Below are 20340 nucleotides of genomic sequence, written 5' to 3' on the forward strand. Positions count from 1 at the left end.
CATGCAAGCATCGCTGAACGGCAAACTGGAAAAACTGATGGAGCGGTTCGAGGAGGTCAGCGGCCTGCTTTCCGATCCGGATATTATTGCCGATCAGAAGCAATTCCGGAGCCTGTCCAAGGAGTACGCCGAGCTGGAAGCGGTGGTGAAGGCCTACCGCGCCTACCGGGCCAGCGAACAGGAACTGGAAAGCGCCCGCGCCCTGCTCGACGACGGCGACCCGGAAATGCGCGAGATGGGCGCCGAGGAAGCCCGCCACGCCCAGCAGCGCATCGACGAGCTGGACGAAGAATTGCAGCGCCTGATGTTGCCCCGCGACCCCCGCGACGGCGCCGACGTCTATCTGGAAATCCGCGCCGGCACCGGCGGCGACGAGGCAGCGCTGTTCGCCGGCGATCTGTTCAAGATGTACTCCCGCTACGCCGACCAGCGCGGCTGGAAAGTGGAGATCGTCAGCGCCAGCGAGGGCGAGCACGGCGGCTATAAGGAAGTGATCGCCCAGGTGTCCGGCGACGACGTCTATTCGCGCCTCAAGTTCGAGTCCGGCGCCCACCGGGTGCAGCGGGTGCCGGCCACCGAGTCCCAGGGCCGCATCCACACCTCGGCCTGCACGGTGGCGGTGTTGGCGGCGGCGGAGGACGCCGGCGACATTGAGATCCGCAACGAGGATCTGCGCATCGATACCTACCGCTCCTCCGGCGCCGGCGGCCAGCACGTCAACACCACCGATTCGGCGGTGCGCCTGACCCACCTGCCCACCGGCGTGGTGGTGGAGTGCCAGGACGAGCGCAGCCAGCACAAGAACAAGGCCAAGGCCATGTCGCTGCTCAAGGCGCGGCTGCTCGACGCCCGCGAAACCGCGGCCCACGCCGAACAGGCCGCCGAGCGCAAATCCATGGTCGGCTCCGGGGACCGCTCCGAACGCATCCGCACCTATAATTTCCCCCAGGGCCGGCTCACCGACCACCGCATCAATCTGACCCTGTACCGGCTCAACGAGATCATCGCCGGCGACCTGGACGAAGTGATTGGTGCCTTGCTGTCCGAGCACCAGGCCGGCCAGCTCGCCGCCCTCGCCGACGGGCAGGGCTAGGCGGTCGCCGTGCGACTGGACGACGCCCTGCGCCAGGCCCGCGAACAGCTGGCCGCTTCGCCCAGCCCGGGCCTGGACGCGGAACTGCTGCTTTGCCGCGTGATCGGTGAATCGCGCACCTACCTGCGCACCTGGCCGGAGCGCACCCTCAGCGACAGCCAGCAGCGGGTGTTCCAGGCCCTGGTGCGGCGCCGCGCCGAGGGCGAACCGGTGGCCCACCTCACCGGCGAGCGGGAATTCTTCGGCCGGCCGTTTCTGGTCAGCCCGCACACCCTGATCCCGCGCCCGGACACCGAAACCCTGGTGGAAGCGGTGCTGGAAACCCTCCCCGAGAGCGAATTGCGGGCGGTGGACCTGGGCACCGGCAGCGGCGCCATCGGCGTCACCCTGGCGCTGGAACGCCCGGCCTGGAGCCTGACCCTCACCGACGCCAGCCGGCCGGCCCTGGCGGTGGCGCGGGACAACGCCGAGCGCCTGGGCGCCCGCGTCGGCCTGGTGTGCTGCGACTGGCTCGACGGCCTGGGCGGCCCCTTCGATCTGATCGTCAGCAACCCGCCCTACATCGATCCGCAGGACGCGCATCTGGAGCAGGGCGACCTGCGCTTTGAGCCGCGCTCGGCGCTGGCCGCCAACGATCACGGCCTCGCCGACCTGCGCGTGATCGCCGCCCAGGCCCACGACACCCTGGCGCCGGGCGGCTGGCTGGTGCTCGAGCACGGCTTCGACCAGGGCGGCGCGGTGCGCACTTTGCTCGGCGAACGGGGTTTCCAGGACGTGACCACCCGGCAGGACCTGGAAGGCCGCGACAGGGTAACCTTGGGCCATGTCTGACTACCACGGCGACGCCCTCAACGACGATCAACTGCTGCGCTACAGCCGGCAGCTGCTGCTTCAGGAATTCGACCTCGACGGCCAGCAGGCGCTGGCCGGCGCCAGCGTGCTGCTGGTGGGTTGCGGCGGCCTGGCCAATCCCGCCGCGCTCTATCTGGCCGGCGCCGGGGTGGGGCGGTTGCTGTTGGTGGACGATGACCGGGTGGACGCCAGCAACCTGCACCGGCAGATCGCCTTTCGCGGCGACCAGGTGGGCGAGGGCAAGGCCGGGGCGCTGGCGGCGCAGCTGCGCGCGCTCAACCCGGACGTGCTGGTCGAGCCCCACGCCGCCCGCGCCGACCGTGAGTGGCTGGACCGGCACGTGCCCGACGTCGATCTGGTGCTCGACTGCAGCGACAACTTCGCCACCCGCCAGGCCGCCAATGCCGCTTGTGTGGCGCACCGCAAACCGCTGGTGAGCGGCGCCGCCATCCGTCTCGACGGCCAGCTGGCGGTATTTGATCTGCGCCGTCCGGACAGCGCCTGCTACGCCTGCGTGTACGGCACCGGCACCGACGGCGACCTGGCCTGCAGCGAAGCCGGCATCCTCGGCCCGGTGGTCGGCATCGTGGGCACCCTGCAGGCGCTGCTCGCCATTCATCTGCTCACCGGTACCGCGGTGGCGCCGGTGCTGAGAGTTTTCGACGGCCGCACCCTGGGCTGGCGCGAAGTGGCCTTCAAGAAGGACCCGGGCTGCCCGGTGTGCGGCGCCGGCTAGCCGCCGGTGGCCGACCGGTACTGTTCAAAAAAAGCCCGGCTGTCGGCGTAGGCGCCGAAAATACCGCCCTCCCGCTCCAGGCTGTTCAGCACTCCCTGATGCAGGTCCGGGCGCGCGGCGCCGCAGCAATCTTCCAGCAGCAGACAATCGAACCCGCGATCATTGGCTTCACGCATGGTCGAGGACACGCACACGTCGGTGGTGACGCCGAGCAGCAGCAGATGGCGAATCCCCCGGCTGCGCAATATCTGCTCCAGGTCGGTGGCGTAGAAAGCGCCGTTGCCGCACTTGTCCACCACCGGCTCGCCGGCCAGCGGCCGCATCTCGTCAATAAAATCCCAGCCTTCCTCGTCGCGCACCAGCAGCCGGCCGAGCGGCCCGGGGCTGCCGATGGCGGCGCCGGCGCGGGCCGCGCGCAGGCGCTTGCAGTCGTTCAGGTCGGACAGGTCACGGCGGTGGCCCTCGCGGGTATGGACCACCGTCAGGCCCAGTTCCCGGGCCGCCGCGAGGGCGTTGCGGGCCGGCGCCACGCTGCGCCGGGTGTGTTCCAGCGATTCACCGAGGCTGGCGAAGTAGCCGCGCGGATCAAGAAAGTCCTTCTGCATGTCGATGGCCAGCAGCGCGGTGTCGTCGGCGCGCCACCGGCCGGCCACCGGCCAGGGGTAGGGCACGCTGCAGCGGCTGCTGTCGAACGCGTCCAGCGGTATCTTCGGAGCGGAGACGCTGTTCATTGGTCGCTCCCCTCGGCCTCTTCCAGCCAGGTGGTGGGGAAGCGCAGTTTGACGTTATCCGCGTTGCCGATGACGGCGCCGGTGCCGCTTTCGATGCCGACGAAACCGGCGCTGGGCACCCCTTCGCCGAGCAGGCCGTGCTCGAACGCGAAGCCGGTGATCTGCTTCTGCGTGGCGACGAACTCTTCGCCGGTAATCAGAGCTTGCGCTTGCTCCGGGTCCAGGAAGTCGATGGTGCGCAGCTGGCTGCGGGCCCCGGCCAGGTCCGTGTTGAGGGTGTCGGCGGTGAACGCCATCAGGGCGTCGTGGCGCGGGTGTTCCGGGTCCAGCAGGGCGGCGGCTTCGTACCAGGCGCCGGCGATGGCGCGGCCCAGGTCCGGGTTATCCCGCACTGCCTCGGTGCGCAGGATCATGGTGTCCAGCAACTCGCCGTAGATGTCCGAGGAATCGAACACCAGGGTGGTGTCCGGGTACTGGGCGAGAATTTCGCTGAGCTGCGGCTTCCAGGTGGCCACGGCCTGGGTATCCGAGGACTCGAACACGCTGGCGATGTCCGCGTCCGAGGTGTTGACCACGGTCACGTCCCGCTCGCTCAGGCCCTGGGTCTGCAGAGCCCGGGCCAGCATGTAGTGGGAGCCGGACAGCTCCACCAGATTGATCCGTGTGCCCTCCAGGTCGGCCACGCTTTTGTCCTTGCCGCGCAGCACGATGCCGTCGCTGCCGTTGGAGGTGCTCAGCGGCATGATCACGGTGGTGTCCACGCCGGAGGCGGCGGGAATGGTGAGCGCATCCAGCGACATGGCGATCACCGCGTCGAACTGGCCCAGGGAGAACTGGGTGATGGCTTCCACGTAATCGTTCATCTGCACCGCTTCCAGATCGAAGCCGTAGCGGTCGCCCCATTTCTCCAGGATGCCGTTTTCCTCGGCGTAGGCCAGGGGCATGGAGCCGGCGTACAGGGTCCAGGCGACGCTGTAGGATTCGCGGGCCTGGGTCGGGCCGGTGACGGCCACGAGCAACAGGGTAAGCAGCAGGGCGGGGCCCCGGGTCAGGCGCTTGGCGCTAACGTGCATGACGATCTCCCGAAAGTGTAAGCGAGCCTCCACCATAAAAAGCGGGCGGCCCGGCTAACATGACGGAGCGTGCAGGTTCACGTGCGCACCGCCGCCAGCAGTGCCTCGACGAACGCCTGGATAACCGGCCGGCTGGCGCTGTCCGGGTGCATCGCCACCTGCAGATCGCTGGCGTGGCGCAGGCGTTCGGTGTCCAGCGCGACCAGCTCGCCGCGGGCCACCCAGGGCGCGGCGTAATGATCCGGCAAAAAGCCCAGGTGGCCGCCGCTGAGAATCAGCACGGCGATCGCTTCCAGGTTGGCGGTGAAGGTAATGCGCTCGCGCTCGCCGAGATTGAGCAACGCCATTTCCTGGTCGTGCAGAAAACGCCGGGACACCAGGCGGCTTTTCGCCAGGACGTCGCGGCGCCGGCCGGCGGGCACGCCGACGATCGGGTGGTCGGCGGCGGCGTAGAGGTTGTCGGTTTCCTGATAGAGCGGCTGGTAGTGAAGCTGGTCGTGGCGGCTTTCAAACACGCTGATCGCCAGGTCCAGCCGTTTCTCCAGCAACTGCCGCTCCATCTCTTCCGGGGCCAGCACCTCCAGGCCCAGGCGCACCTCATCGCGGGGCGGGCTCTGGAAGGCGCGCAGCGCCGGCACCAGCGGACAGTTCGGGTCGGTGATGATGTTGTCGATAATGCCCAGCCGCAGTTGCCCGCTGGCCACGCCGCGCAGCCCCTCCACGGTCTGTTCGAAGCCGCGCAGCGAGGTGAACAGCCGCAGCGCCTGCTGGTGCACGGTTTCCCCTTCCGGGGTGAGCCGGAAGCCCTGGCGGCCCCGCTCGCACAGGCGCACACCCAGGCGGCTTTCCAGCTGGCTGAGCGCGCGGCTGATGGTGGAGGCGTCCTTGTTGAGCGGCCCCTGGGCATTGGCGATGCCGTTGGCTTCCACCACGGCGAAGAAAATCTGCAGCGAATTCAGGTCGGCGCCGGCCAGTTTCATGGCGTTCTCCCGGAAAGCGTCACCACCTGGGCGTTCAGTTCGGTGATCTGACGCGCCATGTCGGTCATCAGGCCGTGGATCAGCGACGGCTTGGCGCGGATCAGGTGATGGAAACCGTCGCTGGGAATGTGCATCGCCGCGCAGCGGCTGCGGGCGCGCACGGTGGCGCCACGGGGCGCGCCGGTGAGCACCGCGATGGCGCCCAGCAGCTCGCCCTCGGTGACCCGGCCCACCACCACGTCGTCGACCAGCACATCGGCTTCGCCCTCGAACAGGTTGTAGACGCCGTCGGCGCGGTCGCCCTGGCGCAGTATCAGATCGCCGGGGTGGAAATAGGCGAAGCGCGAGCCGGTATGGTTTTCCTCCGGCGTCAGCGCGGCCAGGCAGCGGGTCAGCAGCGCCTGCTGCGTGATCAGCAACTCGCTCCAGCGGCGCGCCCGTTCCGGAACGGCGAGGATCTCCTCGAGCAGGTCGCCGAAATCATAGCCGGCCAGCAGCACCGCGCCGTCCGCCTGAAAGGTGACGCCGTCGTCCGGGTCCGGGACGATCACGTCGCCTTCGTCCCACAGCAGCAGGCGCCGCCCCTGGCAGCAGGCCGCCAGGGTGCCGCCGCGCACCACGTACAGGCGCTGCGCGGCCAGGCCATCGCGGCGGGCGTCGGTGGTGGCGGGCAGCGACAGGCTCCGTGGCGTTTGGCGCAGGCCGCGGATCACGGCGTCGCCCAGTTGTTTGTAGTGTCGGGCCAGAGCGGGCAGGCCTTCCAGCGGTTCGCCCAGGGGTATCATGCGTTGCGTACTTCCACGGCTTGCGGCGGGTTGAAAAGGCTAAGCAGAGATTATGCCATCTTGATGACCCGGGTGCGGCGCGGCGACGGGGTGGGCGTCAGTAGTCCCGCTGGCGGGGCCGGAAGCGGGGCTCGCGCTTTTTCAGGTTGGCGGCCATGGCCTCGCCCTGATTGCGGCCGCGCAGCAGCTTGAACTGCAGGCTGGATTCCTGATCGAAAGCCTGGTCCTCGGCGGCGTGGCGGGTGCTGTGAAACAGCGCCTTGGTGGCACTGACCGCATCCGGGGAACGGGCCAGGATGGCGTCGGCCAGGGCCCGCGCCGCCTGTTCGGGCTGTTCCGCCACCTGCGTGACCAAGTGCAGGGCCTTGGCTTCCACGGCGTCGAAACGGCGGCCGGTCATGGCCAGTTCCTTGGCCACATCCATGGGCACTAATTCGCGCAAAGTGACGGTTCCGGTCATGTCCGGGATCAGCCCCCATTTGCTTTCCATCACCGACAGCTCGCAGTCCGGCGTGGCGATGCGGAAATCCGCCGCCAACGCCAGCTGCAGGCCGCCGCCGTAGCAGTAGCCGTGCAGCACCGCGATCACCGGCACCGGCAGTTCCCGCCAGGCCCAGCAGGCCTGCTGGAACAGGTTGGTTTTCTTGACGCCGAACTTGGTGAACGCCAGCAGCATTTTCAGCGGCGTTTTGGTAACGGTGGCGAAGTCGAGCCCGGCGCAGAACGCCTTGCCTTCACCGCGTAGAATCACCACCCGCACGTCACGGTTTTTCTTTATTGTTTTGGCGCAGGCCACCAGCCCCCGCATCATTTCCAGATCCAGCCCGTTGTACTTGTCGGGCCGGTTCAGTGACACCGTGGCGATGTGGCCTTCAATGGCCAGGGTTACACGATCGTGAAAATTGCGGGTCGGGGCGGTCATGGGCGTCCTTTCAGAGCTTCTCTTGAAGCAGTTGGTTGACCTGCTGCGGGTTCGCCTTGCCCTGGGTGGCCTTCATGACCTGGCCGACGAAGAAGCCGATTTTCTTTTTGCGCTTGGCGTCGTCGGAATTGCGGTAGTCCTCCACCTGGGCGGGGCTGTCGGCGATCACCTGGTCGACGATTTTTTCCAGCTCGCCGCTGTCGCTCATCTGCTTCAGGCCCCGTGCCTCGATGATCTGGTCCGGGCTGCCTTCGCCGCCCCAGCAGGCCTCAAAGACCTGTTTGGCGATCTTGGAACTGATGGTGCCGTCCTTGAGACGCTGGATCAGCTCACCGAGATGCTCGGCGGACACCGGGCTGTCGGCGATGTCCTTGTCTTCCGCGTTGAGCTTGGCGGCCAGCTCGCCCATTACCCAGTTGGCGGCCAGCTTGGCGTCGCCGCCGTGCTCGGCGGCGGTTTCGAAGTAGCGCGCCGTGGCGATGGAGCCGGACAGCAGGTCGGCGTCGTAGGCCGACAGCTGGTATTGCTCGATGTAGCGCGCCTTGCGGGCGTCCGGCAGTTCCGGCAGCTCATCGCGCAGGGTTTGGATGTCCTCTTCGCTGACCATCACCGGCAACAGGTCCGGGCACGGGAAGTAGCGGTAATCGTTGGCGTCTTCCTTGGTGCGCATGGAGCGGGCGGTGTTGGTCTCGCCGTTATAGAGCCGCGTTTCCTGAACGATTTCGCCGCCGTCCTCGAGCACGTCGATCTGCCGCGCCACTTCCAGGGCGATGGCTTTTTCCATGAAGCGGAACGAGTTCAGGTTCTTGGTTTCGGTGCGGGTACCGAGCGGCTCGCCGGGGCGGCGCACGGAAATATTGACGTCGAAACGCATGTTGCCCTGGGACATGTCACCGTCGCAGATGCCCAGAGACGTGACGATGGAGTGCAGCTTGCGGGCGAACGCCACCGCGTCCTCGGCGCCGCTCATGTCCGGCTCCGAGACAATTTCGATCAGCGGCGTGCCGGCGCGGTTAAGGTCGATGCCGGTTTGACCATGAAAGTCCTCGTGCAAAGACTTACCGGCGTCTTCTTCCAGGTGCGCGTGGTGAATACGCACCACCTTTTTGTCCCCGCTCTCGAGCTGAATTTCCACTTCACCGGCGCCGACGATGGGCTCCGCCAGCTGCGTGGTCTGGTAGCCCTTGGGCAGGTCCGGATAAAAATAATTTTTCCGTTCGAACACCGAGCGGCGGGCGATGTCCGCGTTCACCGCCAGGCCGAAACGGACGGCGTTGCGGATCGCTTCCTTGTTCACCACCGGCAGGGTGCCGGGCATGCCCAGATCGATCAGGCTGGCGTGCCGGTTGGGTTCGTCGCCGGTTTGCGTGCTGGTGCCGGAAAAGATTTTTGATTGGGTGGCCAGCTGCACGTGCACTTCCAGGCCGATCACCACTTCCCAGTTTCCTGAATGGCTCATGCGAAACCTCCCGGCGCCTTTTGATGCCAGTCCGTGGCCATTTGATAGCGGTGCGCCACGTTCAGTATGCGGCCTTCCTGGAAATAGTTGCCGATCACCTGGGTGCCCGCGGGCAGACCGTTGATAAAGCCGCTGGGCATGGACAGCGCCGGCAGGCCGGCCAGGTTCACGGCGATGGTGAAGACGTCGGCCATGTACATGTTGACCGGGTCGTCCGCCTTGGCGCCCAGCTTGAAGGCGGTTTCCGGCGAGGTGGGGCCCATGATCACATCCACGTCCTTGAACGCGCGGGAGAAATCATCGCGGATCAGGCGGCGTACTTTCTGTGCGCGCTTGTAGTAGGCGTCGTAGTAGCCGGCGGACAGCGCGTAGGTGCCCACCAGGATGCGGCGCTTCACCTCGGCGCCGAAGCCCTCCGAGCGGGAGCGCTTGTACAGGTCTTCCAGATCCTTGGGATCCTCGCAGCGGTAGCCGAAGCGCACGCCGTCGAAGCGCGACAGGTTGGAGCTGGCTTCCGCCGGCGCGATCACATAGTAGGCCGGCACCGACAGCTTGATGCTGGGCAGCGACAGCTTGACCAGCTTGGCGCCCTGTTTTTCCAGTTCGCGCATGGCTTCGCGGGCGTTATCGGCGATCGCGCCGTCCAGATTGTCGGGGAAAAATTCTTCCGGCACGCCGATTTTCAAGCCGTCCACGCTCTGATCCAGAGCACCGAGGTAATCGTCCACCGGTTCATTCAGGCAGGTGGAGTCTTTCTCGTCGTGGCCGGCCATGGCCTGCAGCATCAGGGCGCAGTCGGCGGCGGACAGGCCCAGCGGGCCGGCCTGATCCAGACTGGAGGCGAAGGCGATCATGCCCCAGCGGGACACCCGCCCGTAGGTGGGCTTGAGGCCGGTGACGCCGTTCAGCGCCGCCGGCTGGCGGATCGAGCCGCCGGTGTCGGTGCCGGTGGCGCCGGGGGCCAGCCGCGCCGCCAGGCCGGCGGCGGCACCGCCGGACGAACCGCCGGGCACCCGCTCGGTGTCCCAGGGGTTCTTCACCGGGCCGTAGAAGCTGGTTTCGTTGGACGAGCCCATGGCGAATTCGTCCATATTGGTCTTGCCCAGCATCACCGCGCCTTCGGCCGCCATTTTTTCCACCGCCGTGGCGGTGTAGGGGGCGATGAAATTATCCAGCATCCGCGAGCCGCAACTGGTGCGCACGCCCTCGGTGCAGAAAATATCCTTGTGCGCGATCGGCAGGCCGGTGAGCAGGTGATGGTCGCCGGCGGCGATCGCCTGGTCGGCGGCGTCCGCCTGCCGCAGGGCCTGCTCCTCGGTGACGGTGATAAAGCTGTTGAGCTCGCCGTCGTGCCGTTTGATGCGCTCCAGGAAGTGCTCGGTGAGCTCCCGGGAGGAAAAGTCCCCGGCTTGCAGGCCGGCTTTGAGTTCGGTCAGTGTTTTATCGTGCATGTGGTTACTCAATCACTCGGGGTACCAGGAAACAGCCGTCCTCGCTGGCCGGCGCGAGAGGCAGGACCTTGTCGCGCACGTCCGGTTCGGTGACCCGGTCGTCGCGCAGGGGCTGGCTGACCTCGAGGGGGTGGGCCAGGGGTTCGACCTGGTCCACGTCCGCCTGCTGGAGCTGGTCGACCATGCCGAGGATGTCGTTAAGGCGGGCGGACAGCTCCGCGGTCTCGCTGTCGTCCACCCGCAGGCGGGCCAGGTGGGCCGCGCGCGCCACCACCTTGGAATCAATGGCCATGGGCGTTCTCCGCAAAGGCTGGGAAGGGCGCAAAATTACCACAGACCGGGGCGCGGACAAACCGTGAAGAGCGTATGGGACCGGGTTCGCTTGCCGAAACCCGGCGCCGTTGCTAGAGTTGCGCCATTCTGTTGCAAGGGCGTGAACAGGCCCGCCGGCAACACCCTCTTTTCTCCACGACCCTCAGGAAACAGGCCAGGATGTCCGTGATTAAGCGCATTCGGGGGATGTTCTCCACCGATCTTTCCATCGACCTTGGCACCGCCAACACCCTTATTTACGTTCGCGGGCGCGGTATCGTACTGGATGAGCCCTCGGTGGTGGCCATTCGTCATCATGGCGCGCAGAAAAGCGTCGCCGCCGTGGGCGCCGACGCCAAGCGGATGCTGGGGCGCACCCCCGGCAATATCACCGCCATCCGCCCGATGAAGGACGGCGTGATCGCGGACTTCGACGTCACCGAGAAGATGCTGCAGTACTTCATCAAGAAGGTGCACGACACCGGCTTCTTCCCGCCGGCGCCCCGGGTGCTGGTGTGCGTGCCCTGCAAATCCACCCAGGTGGAGCGCCGCGCGATCCAGGATTCCGCGTTCGGCGCCGGGGCCCGTGACGTCTATCTGATCGAAGAGCCGGTGGCGGCCGCCATCGGCGCCGGCCTGCCGGTGGAAGAGGCGCGCGGCTCCATGGTCGTGGATATCGGCGGCGGCACCACCGAAATCGCCCTGATCTCCCTCAATGGCGTGGTCTATTCCGAATCCGTGCGCACCGGCGGCGACCGCTTCGACGAGGCCATCGTCGCCTTCGTGCGCAAGGAATACGGCTCGCTGATCGGCGAATCCACCGCCGAGCGCATCAAGCACGAGATCGGCACCGCCTATCCGGGCGGCGAGATCCTCGAGATCGACGTGCGCGGCCGTAACCTGGCCGAGGGCGTGCCGCGCCAGTTCACGCTCAACTCCGAGGAGATCCTGGAAGCCCTCAAGGACCCCCTCTCGGTGATCGTCAACGCGGTCAAGAACGCGCTGGAAGCCTCGCCGCCGGAGCTGGCGTCGGACATCGCCGAGCGCGGCCTGGTGCTGACCGGCGGCGGCGCGCTGCTGCGCGACATCGACCGCCTGCTCACCGAGGAAACCGGCCTGCCGGTGATCATCGCCGACGACCCGCTGACCTGCGTGGCGCGGGGCGGCGGCAAGGCCCTTGAGCTGATGGATACCCAGGGTCTGGACATGCTGGCCATGGGCTAAGGCCCGCCCGGTCCGCCCGAGATGTATTCCGCCAACCCCACCTACCGCCTGCTGATCGCGCTGGTGCTGGCCGTCGTTCTGATGGCCCTGGACCAGCGCAGTAAGTGGGTGGAGCCGCTGCGTTACGGCGTCGGCTATCTGACCGCCCCGGTCCATTACCTGGCCCACCTGCCGGTGGACTCCGCCCGCTGGCTGGGGCGCCTGTCCGAAACCCGTTCCAACCTGATGGAATCCCGCGAGCGCCTGGAGCGCCAGGTGCTGATCCTGGAGCAGAAGGTCCAGCGTCTGGCGGTGCTGCAGGCGGAAAACGTGCGTCTGCGGGAATTGCTCAACTCCTCCGCCAATCTGGACGCGTCGGTGCTGGTGGCGGAGATCATCGGCGTCGACCCGGACCCCAACCGCCAGGAGCTGGTGATCAACAAGGGCGGCCAGGACGACGTGCTGCAGGGGCAGGCGGTGCTGGAATCCCAGGGGCTGATCGGCCAGGTGGTGGAAGCCGGGCCGCTGTCCGCGCGGGTGCTGCTGATCACCGACGCCAGCCACGCCATGAGTGTGCAGGTGAACCGTAACGGGGTGCGCGCGATTCTGGCCGGCACCGGGCAGGGCAGCCGGCTGCGGCTGCTGTACGTGCCCGATACCGCCGACATCAAGGAGGGCGACTTGCTGGTGTCCACCGGCCTCGGCCAGCTCTACCCGCGCGGCTACCCGGTGGCCCGGGTGAGCCGCGTGAGCCACCAGTCCGGCGCCGCCTTCGCCGACATCGAGGCGCGCCCCACCGCCCGCCTGGACCGGGTCAGCCATGTGCTGCTGGTGCAGTCCATGGAACCGGTATCGATCCCGGACGTGGCCCCCGAGTCGCCTTCCGATGAGACGACGCCCGAGGAGCTGCCCGATGATGAATAACGAGCGGCCGGCCGGCACCGGCGTGATTCTGGTGACCTTCGTGGTCGCCGCCCTGCTGGAAGTGATCCCCCTTAACCAGACGCTGGACTGGGTGCGCCCGGAATGGATGCTGCTGGTGCTGCTGTACTGGGTGCTGTCGCTGCCGCACCGCATCGGCGTGCTGTGGGGCTTTCTGGTGGGGCTCTACCTGGACGTGCTGGTGGGCGCCACCCTCGGCCAGTGGGCCCTGTCCTACGCCTTCGGCGCCTACTTCATGCTGGCCGCCTACAAGCGCATGCGGGTGTTTCCGCTGCTGCAGCAAAGCGCCGTGGTGTTCCTGCTGGTGGGCTCCGCCAATCTGATCGCCTACCTGGTGCAGGAGTCCGTCGGTCGGACCCTGTATCCTCCCTATACGATTCTCTATTCCGCCGCCGCCAGCGCGGTGCTCTGGCGGCCGCTGTGCACGGCGCTGCGCTGGACCCAGCACCGCTTTCTGGTGCGCTGACAGCGCGGCCCCGTTGAGCCCCCGGAACCAAGGAGCGCTCCATGCTTTACCTCGCATCCGGCTCGCCCCGGCGGGCGGAACTGTTGGCGCAAATCGGCGTGCCTTTCACGGTGCTGAAAGCACCGGGCATTGACGAAACCGTCCACGCCGGCGAAGCCCCCCGCGACTATGTCGCCCGCATGGCGCGGGAAAAAGCCGCCGCCGGCCGGGCCGCCGCGCCCGGCCCGGAGCCGGTGCTGGGCGCCGACACCGCGGTGGTACTCGGCGAGCGGGTATTGGGCAAACCGGACAACGACGACCAGGCCCTGGCCATGCTCCGCGACCTGCAGGACCGGGAACACCGGGTGCTCTCCGCGGTCTGCGTGATGGCCGGCGACACCCCGCGCCTGGCGCTCTCCGAGACCCGGGTCCGGCTGCGCGCGCTCGACGATGAGCGCCTGCGCGCCTACGTGGCCACCGGCGAAGGGCGCGATAAAGCCGGTGCCTACGGCATCCAGGGCCTGGGCGCGGCCCTGGTGGCGTCGCTGAGCGGCAGCTACAGTGGGGTGGTCGGCTTACCCCTGGAAGAAACGGTGCCGCTCCTGGAATGGGCCGGCGTGCCCTACTGGCAACCCTGTTGATCGACTGAGGCCACGGTGAAAAACGAAAGCCCTCGCTGGAGATCCCCCCTGCGTGGCCGGCTATGGTGGCTGGTGGCGATTCCGGTGCTGTTGCTGGCGGCCTACGTGGTGGTGGCGCGCCAATTGATGCTGCTGGTGCCCGATTACCGCCAGGAGCTGGAAGCGGTGCTCGAGGAGCATCTCGGCTTCGCCATCGTGATCGAGCAGCTGGACGGCAGCATGGACGGCCTCACCCCGCGCTTCGAAGTGCGCGGCCTGACCCTGCCGCACGCGGAAGGGGAGCCGGCGCTGCGCCTGGACCAGGTGTCCGCCAGCGTGTCGATTCTGCCCACCCTGTTCCACCGCGACCTCTACCTGCGGGAATTGCGCATCAAGGGCGTGGACGTGCACCTGGTCCGGGGCGAGGACGGCGGCATCCGCCTGCGCGGCCTGGAAGCGCTGCAGGACCGGGAGCAGGGCGACCCGGCCGACAGCCTGCGCGCGCTCTACCGGCAGCAGCGCATTCTGGTGGAAGACGCGCGCTTCTCGCTGGACTGGCCGGGCCTGCCGCCGCTGGCGGCGTCCTCCCTGACCCTGGCCGTGGACAACAGCGGTGACGGCCATGCGGTGTCGGTGCGGGTGGAAGCCCGCGACCGGCCGTTCTCGGTGGACGCCCGCCTGCGCGTGGACGGCGACCCGCTGAGCCTGGACCAGCTCAATGCGCGCGGCTATCTGGACGTCAACGGCGAGCGCCTGCACGAGTGGCTGCCCGAAGCGCGGGACTGGCCGCTGGATCTGGCCGGGCTGGACGGCCGGGTGCGCGCCTGGACCGCCATCTCCGGCGGCCAGGTGCGCTCCGCCCAGGTGCGCCTGGGCGCGCCGTCCGTCACCCTTACCGACGGCGACCAGCCGTGGCCGCTCACCGATATCAATCTGGACGCCCAGCTGAGCCGGCGGCCCAACGGCGACGGCCAGTTGTCGGTGACCTCGCTGAGCGGCCAGACGCCGGCCGGCGCGGTGGCTCCGGGCCCGGTGGCGCTCCGTTGGCGGATCGCCGAAGGCGGCGCGCACTGGCGTTTCCAGGGCGAGGACCTGGCGATCCACGCGCTCAGCCGGCAACTGTCGGAGTGGCCGTTCGTGCTGCCCGAGGGGCTGGGCACCATCCGCGCCCGGTTGCGCGAGCATCAGCCCCGGGGCGTGCTGCAGCAGCTCTATCTGGCCGGCGTGGAAGGCCGCGTGGACGCCATCCAGGCCCGTTTCGCCGGCCTCGCCGCCGACGCCCTGGACCGGGTGCCCGGCGCCCGCGGCCTGAACGGCTGGGTGGCCGGCGGCCCCCGCCACGGCGTGGCGCGCGTCAACGGCGACCCGCTGCAGCTCACCGTGCCCCGGCTCTACGATCACCCCCTGAGCACCCGGTTCAACGGCGTGCTGCGCTGGTTCAGCGACGCCGGCCGCTGGTCGGTGGAGACCGGCACCCTGATGGCCGCCAACGCCGACGCCCGGGGCGTCGCCATGTTCCGGCTGGAGGGCGGCGACGGCCTGCCGGTGCCGGAGCTGCGCCTGCTCGCCGACCTGCACGACGGCGACGCGGCGCGGGCGGCGCACTACATTCCCATGGAAAGGCTGCCCGACCCGCTCAGTGAATGGCTGGCCCAGGCGTTCCGTGGCGGGCAACTGGACGAAGGCCGATTCCTCTACCGGGGGCCGATTAAAATCGACCCGCAACGGCAGCAGGACCGCACCTTCCAGATGCGCTTCCAGGGCCGGGATATGGCCCTGTCCTTCCTGCCCGACTGGCCGGTGGCCACCGGCATTCAGGCGGACGTGCTGATCGACGGCCGCGAAGTCAGCGGCCAGGTCGCCGGTGGACGCCTGTTCGACAGCGAACTGAGCCGGGTCACCGTGGACCTGCCGGCGGTGGACGACCCCTCGCGCCGGCACCTGGTGATCCAGGGGCAGGTGCAGGGCCCGGCCACCGATCTGGACCGTGTTTTCCACGACACGCCGCTCGCCGGGCAGCTGCCCGACGGGCTGCTTGACTGGCGGTTCCGCGCCGGCCAGGTGGGCGGGCACCTGCTGCTGGATCTGCCGCTCACCAAAAACGGCAGCGAGCCGATGGTGATAGTCGACGGCCGGGGCGACGGCGTCACGCTGGCCAATGAGTCTCTGGATCTCACCGTCACCGATGTCACCGCGCCGGTCTATTTCCACCTGCGCGAAGGCATCAACATGCCCCGCCTGGAGGGCAAGGCGTTGGGCGGCCGCTTCACCGGCTCCTGGCTGACGCGGGGGCCGGACAGCCAGATGCAGCTCACCGGCGCCTTGCCGGTGGCGCGGCTGCGCGACTGGTCGGGGATGGACTGGCCGGTGCCGGTGAGCGGCCGGTTGCCGCTGGAGCTGGACCTGGGCATGCCCTGGCGGGGCATGCCGCTGCGCGTGGAGGCGCGTTCCACCCTGGAAGGGGTCAAGGTGGACGCCCCCACGCCCCTGGGCAAAAGCGCCGGCAGCGTGCGCGGCAGCCGGCTGGTGTGGCGCGCCGGCCGCGAGCAGAGCCTGAGCGTCGACTATGGCGAGGTGGCGCGCGGCCGCTTCCGCACCGGCGACAACTTCGCCGGCGCCCTGGGCCTGGGCGGCGTGGCGCCGCCGGCGCTGCCCGAGCGGGGGCTGGTGATCGAAGGCCGGGCGGAGCGCGCCAGGGCCGCCGACTGGCTGGACTTCGTGCAGGGCCTGAACAAAGGCGGCGGGCAGGGCGACGGTGGCCCCGTGTCGCCGTCGTTGGTCCGCCGCGTGGCGGTCACGGTGGCCGATCTGGACCTGTTCGGCGTGGCCCTGTCCGACGCCCGGTTTATCGCCGCGCCCCACCAGAGCGGCTGGGAATTCAATATGGCGGCGCCGGCTCTGGCCGGCACGCTGCGCCTGCCCGCCAACTACCGGCCCCGGGGCGACCGGCCGATGACGCTGTCCATCAGCCGGCTGCGGCTGCCGGATAATCCGCTCACCGGTGGCGCCGACGGCGAGGCGGGCGACAACGGCCGGCGCCCGTCGCCCACGGACGTACCGGTGATGGACGTGACCCTTACCGACGCCCGCATCGGGCGCGAAGTGCTGGGCGACTGGTCCACCCGCATCCGCCCGGTGGACGGCGGCGCGCGCGCCGAGGCCCTGCGCGGCGAATGGCGTGGCGTCCAGGTGGACGGCAACCTCACCTGGACCGAGACCGGAGCGGGCAGCCAGCGCACCCGCTACCAGGGCAGTGTGGTCTCGGGCGATCTCAAGGACACCCTCACCGCCTGGGGCCTGCCGGTGTTGCTGGAAAGCGACGACGCCCGCGCCACCCTGGATCTGTCCTGGCCGGACTGGCCGCTGAGCCCGGACTATCTGGCCCTGACCGGCGACGCCCGGCTCGACATCGGCGAGTGCCTGATTCCCGATCCGCAAAAGCGCACCTCGGTGCTGCGCGTGCTGGGGGTGCTTAACGTGGCCAACATCCAGCGCCGGCTGCGTCTGGATTTCTCCGACCTCTACCAGGACGGGCTGAGCTGCGATTCGATCAAAGGCGACTTCGTGTTCGACGGCGCCGCGCTCACCGCCCGCGACGTGTCCATCGAATCGCCGTCCGCCGCCTTCGAGATCAACGGCCAGGCCGATCTGGCCGCGCAGACCCTCAATCAGGAAGTGGCCATGACGCTGCCGCTGTCCAGTAACCTCTACGCCGGCTGCATCGCCGGGCCGGCGGTGTGCGCCGGTATCTTTGTGGTGGAACGCCTTTGGGGTGATAAGCTGGATAAAACCACCACCATCACATACCAGGTATCCGGCCCCTGGCAGGATCCCCAGGTGAAGGAGACGGAGGGCTTTCTTGAGTAACAAGCAGGACGCAACGGCGCGTTGTCGCGTGGCCGCCGTGCAGATGACCAGCGGCGCCGACACCGACGCCAACCTGCGCGCCGCCGGCGAGGCCCTGGCCCGCGCCGCCGAGGGCGGCGCCGAGCTGGCGGTGCTGCCGGAGAACTTCGCCGGCTACGGCGTCGACTACCGCGCCCTGGGCGAGCGCTACGGCGAGCTGTGCGGCTGGCTGATCGAGCGCGCCCGGACCCTCGGCCTGTGGGTGATCGGCGGCAGCATCCCGGCGTTGACCCGGCCCGGCGGCGAACCGGTGCCGGCGCCCCGGGTGCGCACTCGCAGCGTGCTGGCCGGCCCTGACGGCGAGATCACCGCTCTCTATGACAAACTGCATCTGTTCGACGCGGACGTGAGCGACCGCCAGGGCCGTTACCGGGAATCGGACGTGTTCGAGCCTGGCGAGCAGGCGGTGGTGGCCACCGCCGCCGGCCTGCAGGTGGGCCTGGCGATCTGCTACGACTTGCGTTTTCCGCTGCACGCGCGGGTGCTGGCGGACCGGGGCGCCGGTCTTATCGTTTATCCCAGCGCCTTCACCGCCACCACCGGCGCCGCGCACTGGGCATTGTTATTGCGCGCCTGCGCGGTGCAGAACGGCTGCTACGTGCTGGGCGCCAACCAGTGCGGCCGGCACAGCGAGACCCGCGCCAGCTTCGGCCATTCCATGCTGGTGGACCCCTGGGGCCGGGTGGTGGCCGGCGCCGAAGGCGACCAGGCGGACCGCCCCGGCGTGGTGTTCGGCACCGTCGACCCCGCCGTGCTCGATCAAGTACGCTCCGGCCTGCCGGTGCACACCCATCAACGATTCAAGGTGAACGGTCCTTATGATCTCTAACCAACGGACCTCCGACAGCGAACGGCTTTCCCTGGCCTCGGACATTCTGCTGGCCCCGGCCCAACTGGGCACCGACCAGCTGCAGAGCCTGCTGGGCGGCAAGCTGGCCGGGCGCGCCGACTACGCCGACGTCTACTTCCAGCACAGCCGCCACGAGGCCTGGATTCTCGAGGACGGCCTGGTGCGCGACGCCAGCTTCAATCTGGAGCGCGGCGCCGGGGTGCGTCTGGTCAGCGGCGACAAGACCGGTTTCGCCTACAGCGACGACATCTCCCTGGACGCGCTCACCCAGGCGGGCAGCGCCGCCGCCGCCATCGGCCGGCAGGGCAAGGATCAATCGGTGCGCATCGGCGCCGCCAAGACCATGCCCGCCCGTTATCCGGCGCTGGATCCGCTGCCCGGCTGGAGCAGCGAGATGAAAGTGGCGCTGCTGCAGGAGATGGACCGCCTGGCCCGCTCCCTGGACCCGGCGGTGAAGGAAGTCACCGTCAGTTTGAGCGGCGAGCAGGACGTGGTGTTGGTGGCTGCCACCGACGGCACCCTGGCGGCGGACGTGCGGCCGCTGATCCGCTTCAATATTTCCGTGATCGCGGAACGGGGCGGCCGCCGCGAGCGCGGCAGCGCCGGCGGCGGTGGCCGGGTGGCCTACGACTGGCTGCGCCAGGACGGCCGGCTGGAAACCTGGACCCGCGACGCGGTGCGCCAGGCGCTGCTCAACCTGGACGCGGAACCGGCGCCGGCGGGCACCATGCCGGTGGTGCTGGGTCCGGGCTGGCCCGGCGTACTGCTGCACGAAGCGGTGGGCCACGGCCTGGAGGGCGACTTCAACCGCAAGGGCACCTCCATGTTCGCCAAGATGATGGGCCAGCAGGTGGCGTCCAGCCTGTGCACCGTGGTCGACGACGGCACCCTGCCGGACCGGCGCGGCTCGCTCACCGTCGACGACGAAGGCACCCCGGGCGGCTACAACACCCTGATCGAGAACGGCGAGCTGGTCGGCCACATGCAGGACAAGACCAACGCCCGCCTGATGGGCGTGGCGCCCACCGGCAACGGCCGCCGCGAATCCTACGCCCACCTGCCCATGCCGCGCATGACCAACACCTACATGCTGCCCGGCGAATCCGACCCGGAAGAGATTCTCGCCAGCCTGGACCGGGGCATCTACGCGGTGAACTTCGGCGGTGGCCAGGTGGACATCACCTCCGGGCGCTTCGTGTTCTCCACCAGCGAGGCCTACCTGGTGGAGAAGGGCAAGATCGTCTGCCCGGTGAAGGGCGCCACCCTGATCGGCAGCGGCGCGGAAGTGATGAACCGCATCTCCATGGTCGGCAACGACCTGGCGCTGGATTCCGGCATCGGCGTGTGCGGCAAGGACGGCCAGTCGGTGCCGGTGGGCGTCGGCCAGCCCACCCTGCGGGTGGACGCGTTGACGGTGGGCGGCACGGCCTGATGCCGGTGTCGGTGCCGGAAGTCCTGGCGCGCATGCGCCTGTTCGACGGTCTTAACGCCGACGAGCTGGCGGTGGCGGAGAAGCTGGTGTTCGTCAACCGCGCCGCCGCCGGCGACACCGTTTGCCGCGAGGGCGACCGCAGTGACTTCCTCTGTTTCGTGGTGCGCGGCCGCCTGGACATCCTCAAGGCGCAAAACGCCAGTGGGGCGGCCGTGATCGCCCATCTCAACCCCGGCGATTCCCTCGGCGAAATGGCGCTGGTGGATCACCAGCCCCGTTCCGCCACGGTGCGCGCCGCCGAGGACACTACCCTGGTGGTGCTCACCCGCAAGGGCTTCGAGCAGCTGCGCCGCCGGGAACCGCGCGCCGCCGCCGTGCTGATGGAGAACATCGCCCGGCTCCTGTGCGAGAACCTGCGCCAGACTTCTTCCCGCCTCGCCCAGTTCATGCCACCGCTGGGCTAGCCAGCCTTGTGGGAGCTTGCCTTGCAAGCGAAAGGGTGGCTCTAGGCACCCGGCGGGATTCCAGAGACGCTGATGGTGCTGCCC

Annotated in this window: 19 protein-coding genes; 11 read left to right on the top strand and 8 right to left on the bottom strand. The window is 68.7% G+C overall.

All coding sequences use genetic code 11. The features are described from left to right. Position 1: 1 nt before the first annotated feature. From prfA to ACEQZD_RS12670, 3 genes are read left to right on the top strand one after another with little or no spacing between them, the layout of a single operon-like run. A complete protein-coding gene (gene prfA, locus ACEQZD_RS12660; protein ID WP_194855044.1) occupies positions 2-1093 on the top strand; it encodes a peptide chain release factor 1 in 1092 nt (363 codons plus the stop codon). A gap of 9 nt (positions 1094-1102) precedes the next feature. Continuing rightward, entirely contained in the window at positions 1103-1924 is an 822-nt protein-coding gene (gene prmC, locus ACEQZD_RS12665; protein WP_370185940.1) for a peptide chain release factor N(5)-glutamine methyltransferase, read from the top strand. Next, positions 1917-2681, top strand: coding sequence for a ThiF family adenylyltransferase (locus ACEQZD_RS12670; RefSeq protein ID WP_370185942.1), 765 nt, complete (start codon positions 1917-1919; stop codon positions 2679-2681). Before prmC ends, ACEQZD_RS12670 begins: the two co-directional genes overlap by 8 nt. Here the strand turns inward: ACEQZD_RS12670 and ACEQZD_RS12675 are convergent. The 8 genes from ACEQZD_RS12675 to gatC form a co-directional block, all read right to left on the bottom strand. Further along, positions 2678-3412 (bottom strand): cysteine hydrolase family protein, encoded by a 735-nt coding sequence (locus ACEQZD_RS12675; protein WP_370185944.1) that lies wholly within the window; start codon positions 3410-3412, stop codon positions 2678-2680. The two genes, ACEQZD_RS12670 and ACEQZD_RS12675, sit on opposite strands and share 4 nt — an antisense overlap. Continuing rightward, complete coding sequence (locus ACEQZD_RS12680; RefSeq protein ID WP_194855046.1) at positions 3409-4485, bottom strand: putative urea ABC transporter substrate-binding protein; 1077 nt, start codon at positions 4483-4485, stop codon at positions 3409-3411. The genes ACEQZD_RS12675 and ACEQZD_RS12680 overlap by 4 nt, the downstream gene beginning before the upstream one ends. 77 nt (positions 4486-4562) lie before the next feature. Beyond that, the gene (locus tag ACEQZD_RS12685; protein ID WP_142948946.1) at positions 4563-5465 is read right to left on the bottom strand and encodes a LysR family transcriptional regulator; all 903 of its coding nucleotides are present in this window, start codon (positions 5463-5465) and stop codon (positions 4563-4565) included. Next, entirely contained in the window at positions 5462-6250 is a 789-nt protein-coding gene (locus tag ACEQZD_RS12690; RefSeq protein ID WP_335629028.1) for a cyclic nucleotide-binding domain-containing protein, read from the bottom strand. The genes ACEQZD_RS12685 and ACEQZD_RS12690 overlap by 4 nt, the downstream gene beginning before the upstream one ends. A 97-nt stretch (positions 6251-6347) precedes the next feature. After that, on the bottom strand, positions 6348-7172 hold the full coding sequence (locus tag ACEQZD_RS12695) for a crotonase/enoyl-CoA hydratase family protein (RefSeq protein ID WP_370185947.1): 825 nt from the start codon (positions 7170-7172) through the stop codon (positions 6348-6350). Positions 7173-7182: 10 nt separating this feature from the next. After that, the gene (gatB, locus tag ACEQZD_RS12700; protein ID WP_370185949.1) at positions 7183-8631 is read right to left on the bottom strand and encodes an Asp-tRNA(Asn)/Glu-tRNA(Gln) amidotransferase subunit GatB; all 1449 of its coding nucleotides are present in this window, start codon (positions 8629-8631) and stop codon (positions 7183-7185) included. Continuing rightward, complete coding sequence (gene gatA, locus ACEQZD_RS12705; RefSeq protein WP_370185951.1) at positions 8628-10082, bottom strand: Asp-tRNA(Asn)/Glu-tRNA(Gln) amidotransferase subunit GatA; 1455 nt, start codon at positions 10080-10082, stop codon at positions 8628-8630. The genes gatB and gatA overlap by 4 nt, the downstream gene beginning before the upstream one ends. Positions 10083-10086: 4 nt before the next feature. After that, positions 10087-10374 carry an Asp-tRNA(Asn)/Glu-tRNA(Gln) amidotransferase subunit GatC gene (gene gatC / locus ACEQZD_RS12710; RefSeq protein ID WP_067604856.1) on the bottom strand — a complete coding sequence of 96 codons (288 nt, stop codon included), beginning with the start codon at positions 10372-10374 and terminating at the stop codon, positions 10087-10089. 206 nt (positions 10375-10580) lie between these two features. Here gatC and ACEQZD_RS12715 point away from each other — a divergent pair, with 206 nt between their 5' ends. The 8 genes from ACEQZD_RS12715 to ACEQZD_RS12750 are packed head-to-tail and all read left to right on the top strand — an operon-like array spanning position 10581 to position 20256. Continuing rightward, complete coding sequence (locus tag ACEQZD_RS12715) at positions 10581-11618, top strand: rod shape-determining protein (protein WP_067604874.1); 1038 nt, start codon at positions 10581-10583, stop codon at positions 11616-11618. 21 nt (positions 11619-11639) lie between these two features. Beyond that, the gene (gene mreC / locus ACEQZD_RS12720; protein WP_335629032.1) at positions 11640-12521 is read left to right on the top strand and encodes a rod shape-determining protein MreC; all 882 of its coding nucleotides are present in this window, start codon (positions 11640-11642) and stop codon (positions 12519-12521) included. Continuing rightward, the gene (gene mreD, locus ACEQZD_RS12725) at positions 12511-13005 is read left to right on the top strand and encodes a rod shape-determining protein MreD (protein WP_228547871.1); all 495 of its coding nucleotides are present in this window, start codon (positions 12511-12513) and stop codon (positions 13003-13005) included. Before mreC ends, mreD begins: the two co-directional genes overlap by 11 nt. Before the next feature lie 41 nt (positions 13006-13046). Further along, positions 13047-13625, top strand: coding sequence for a nucleoside triphosphate pyrophosphatase (locus tag ACEQZD_RS12730; protein ID WP_142948937.1), 579 nt, complete (start codon positions 13047-13049; stop codon positions 13623-13625). 15 nt (positions 13626-13640) lie between these two features. Next, positions 13641-17471, top strand: coding sequence for a YhdP family protein (locus tag ACEQZD_RS12735; RefSeq protein ID WP_370185954.1), 3831 nt, complete (start codon positions 13641-13643; stop codon positions 17469-17471). After that, positions 17464-18339 carry a carbon-nitrogen hydrolase family protein gene (locus ACEQZD_RS12740; RefSeq protein WP_370185956.1) on the top strand — a complete coding sequence of 292 codons (876 nt, stop codon included), beginning with the start codon at positions 17464-17466 and terminating at the stop codon, positions 18337-18339. The genes ACEQZD_RS12735 and ACEQZD_RS12740 overlap by 8 nt, the downstream gene beginning before the upstream one ends. Beyond that, a complete protein-coding gene (gene tldD / locus ACEQZD_RS12745) occupies positions 18329-19792 on the top strand; it encodes a metalloprotease TldD (RefSeq protein ID WP_214012209.1) in 1464 nt (487 codons plus the stop codon). The genes ACEQZD_RS12740 and tldD overlap by 11 nt, the downstream gene beginning before the upstream one ends. Then, the gene (locus ACEQZD_RS12750; RefSeq protein WP_194855053.1) at positions 19792-20256 is read left to right on the top strand and encodes a cyclic nucleotide-binding domain-containing protein; all 465 of its coding nucleotides are present in this window, start codon (positions 19792-19794) and stop codon (positions 20254-20256) included. The genes tldD and ACEQZD_RS12750 overlap by 1 nt, the downstream gene beginning before the upstream one ends. Positions 20257-20340 lie beyond the last annotated feature (84 nt).

It is taken from the genome of Alloalcanivorax sp. (genome assembly GCF_964221125.1).
Lineage (GTDB): Bacteria > Pseudomonadota > Gammaproteobacteria > Pseudomonadales > Alcanivoracaceae > Alloalcanivorax > Alloalcanivorax venustensis.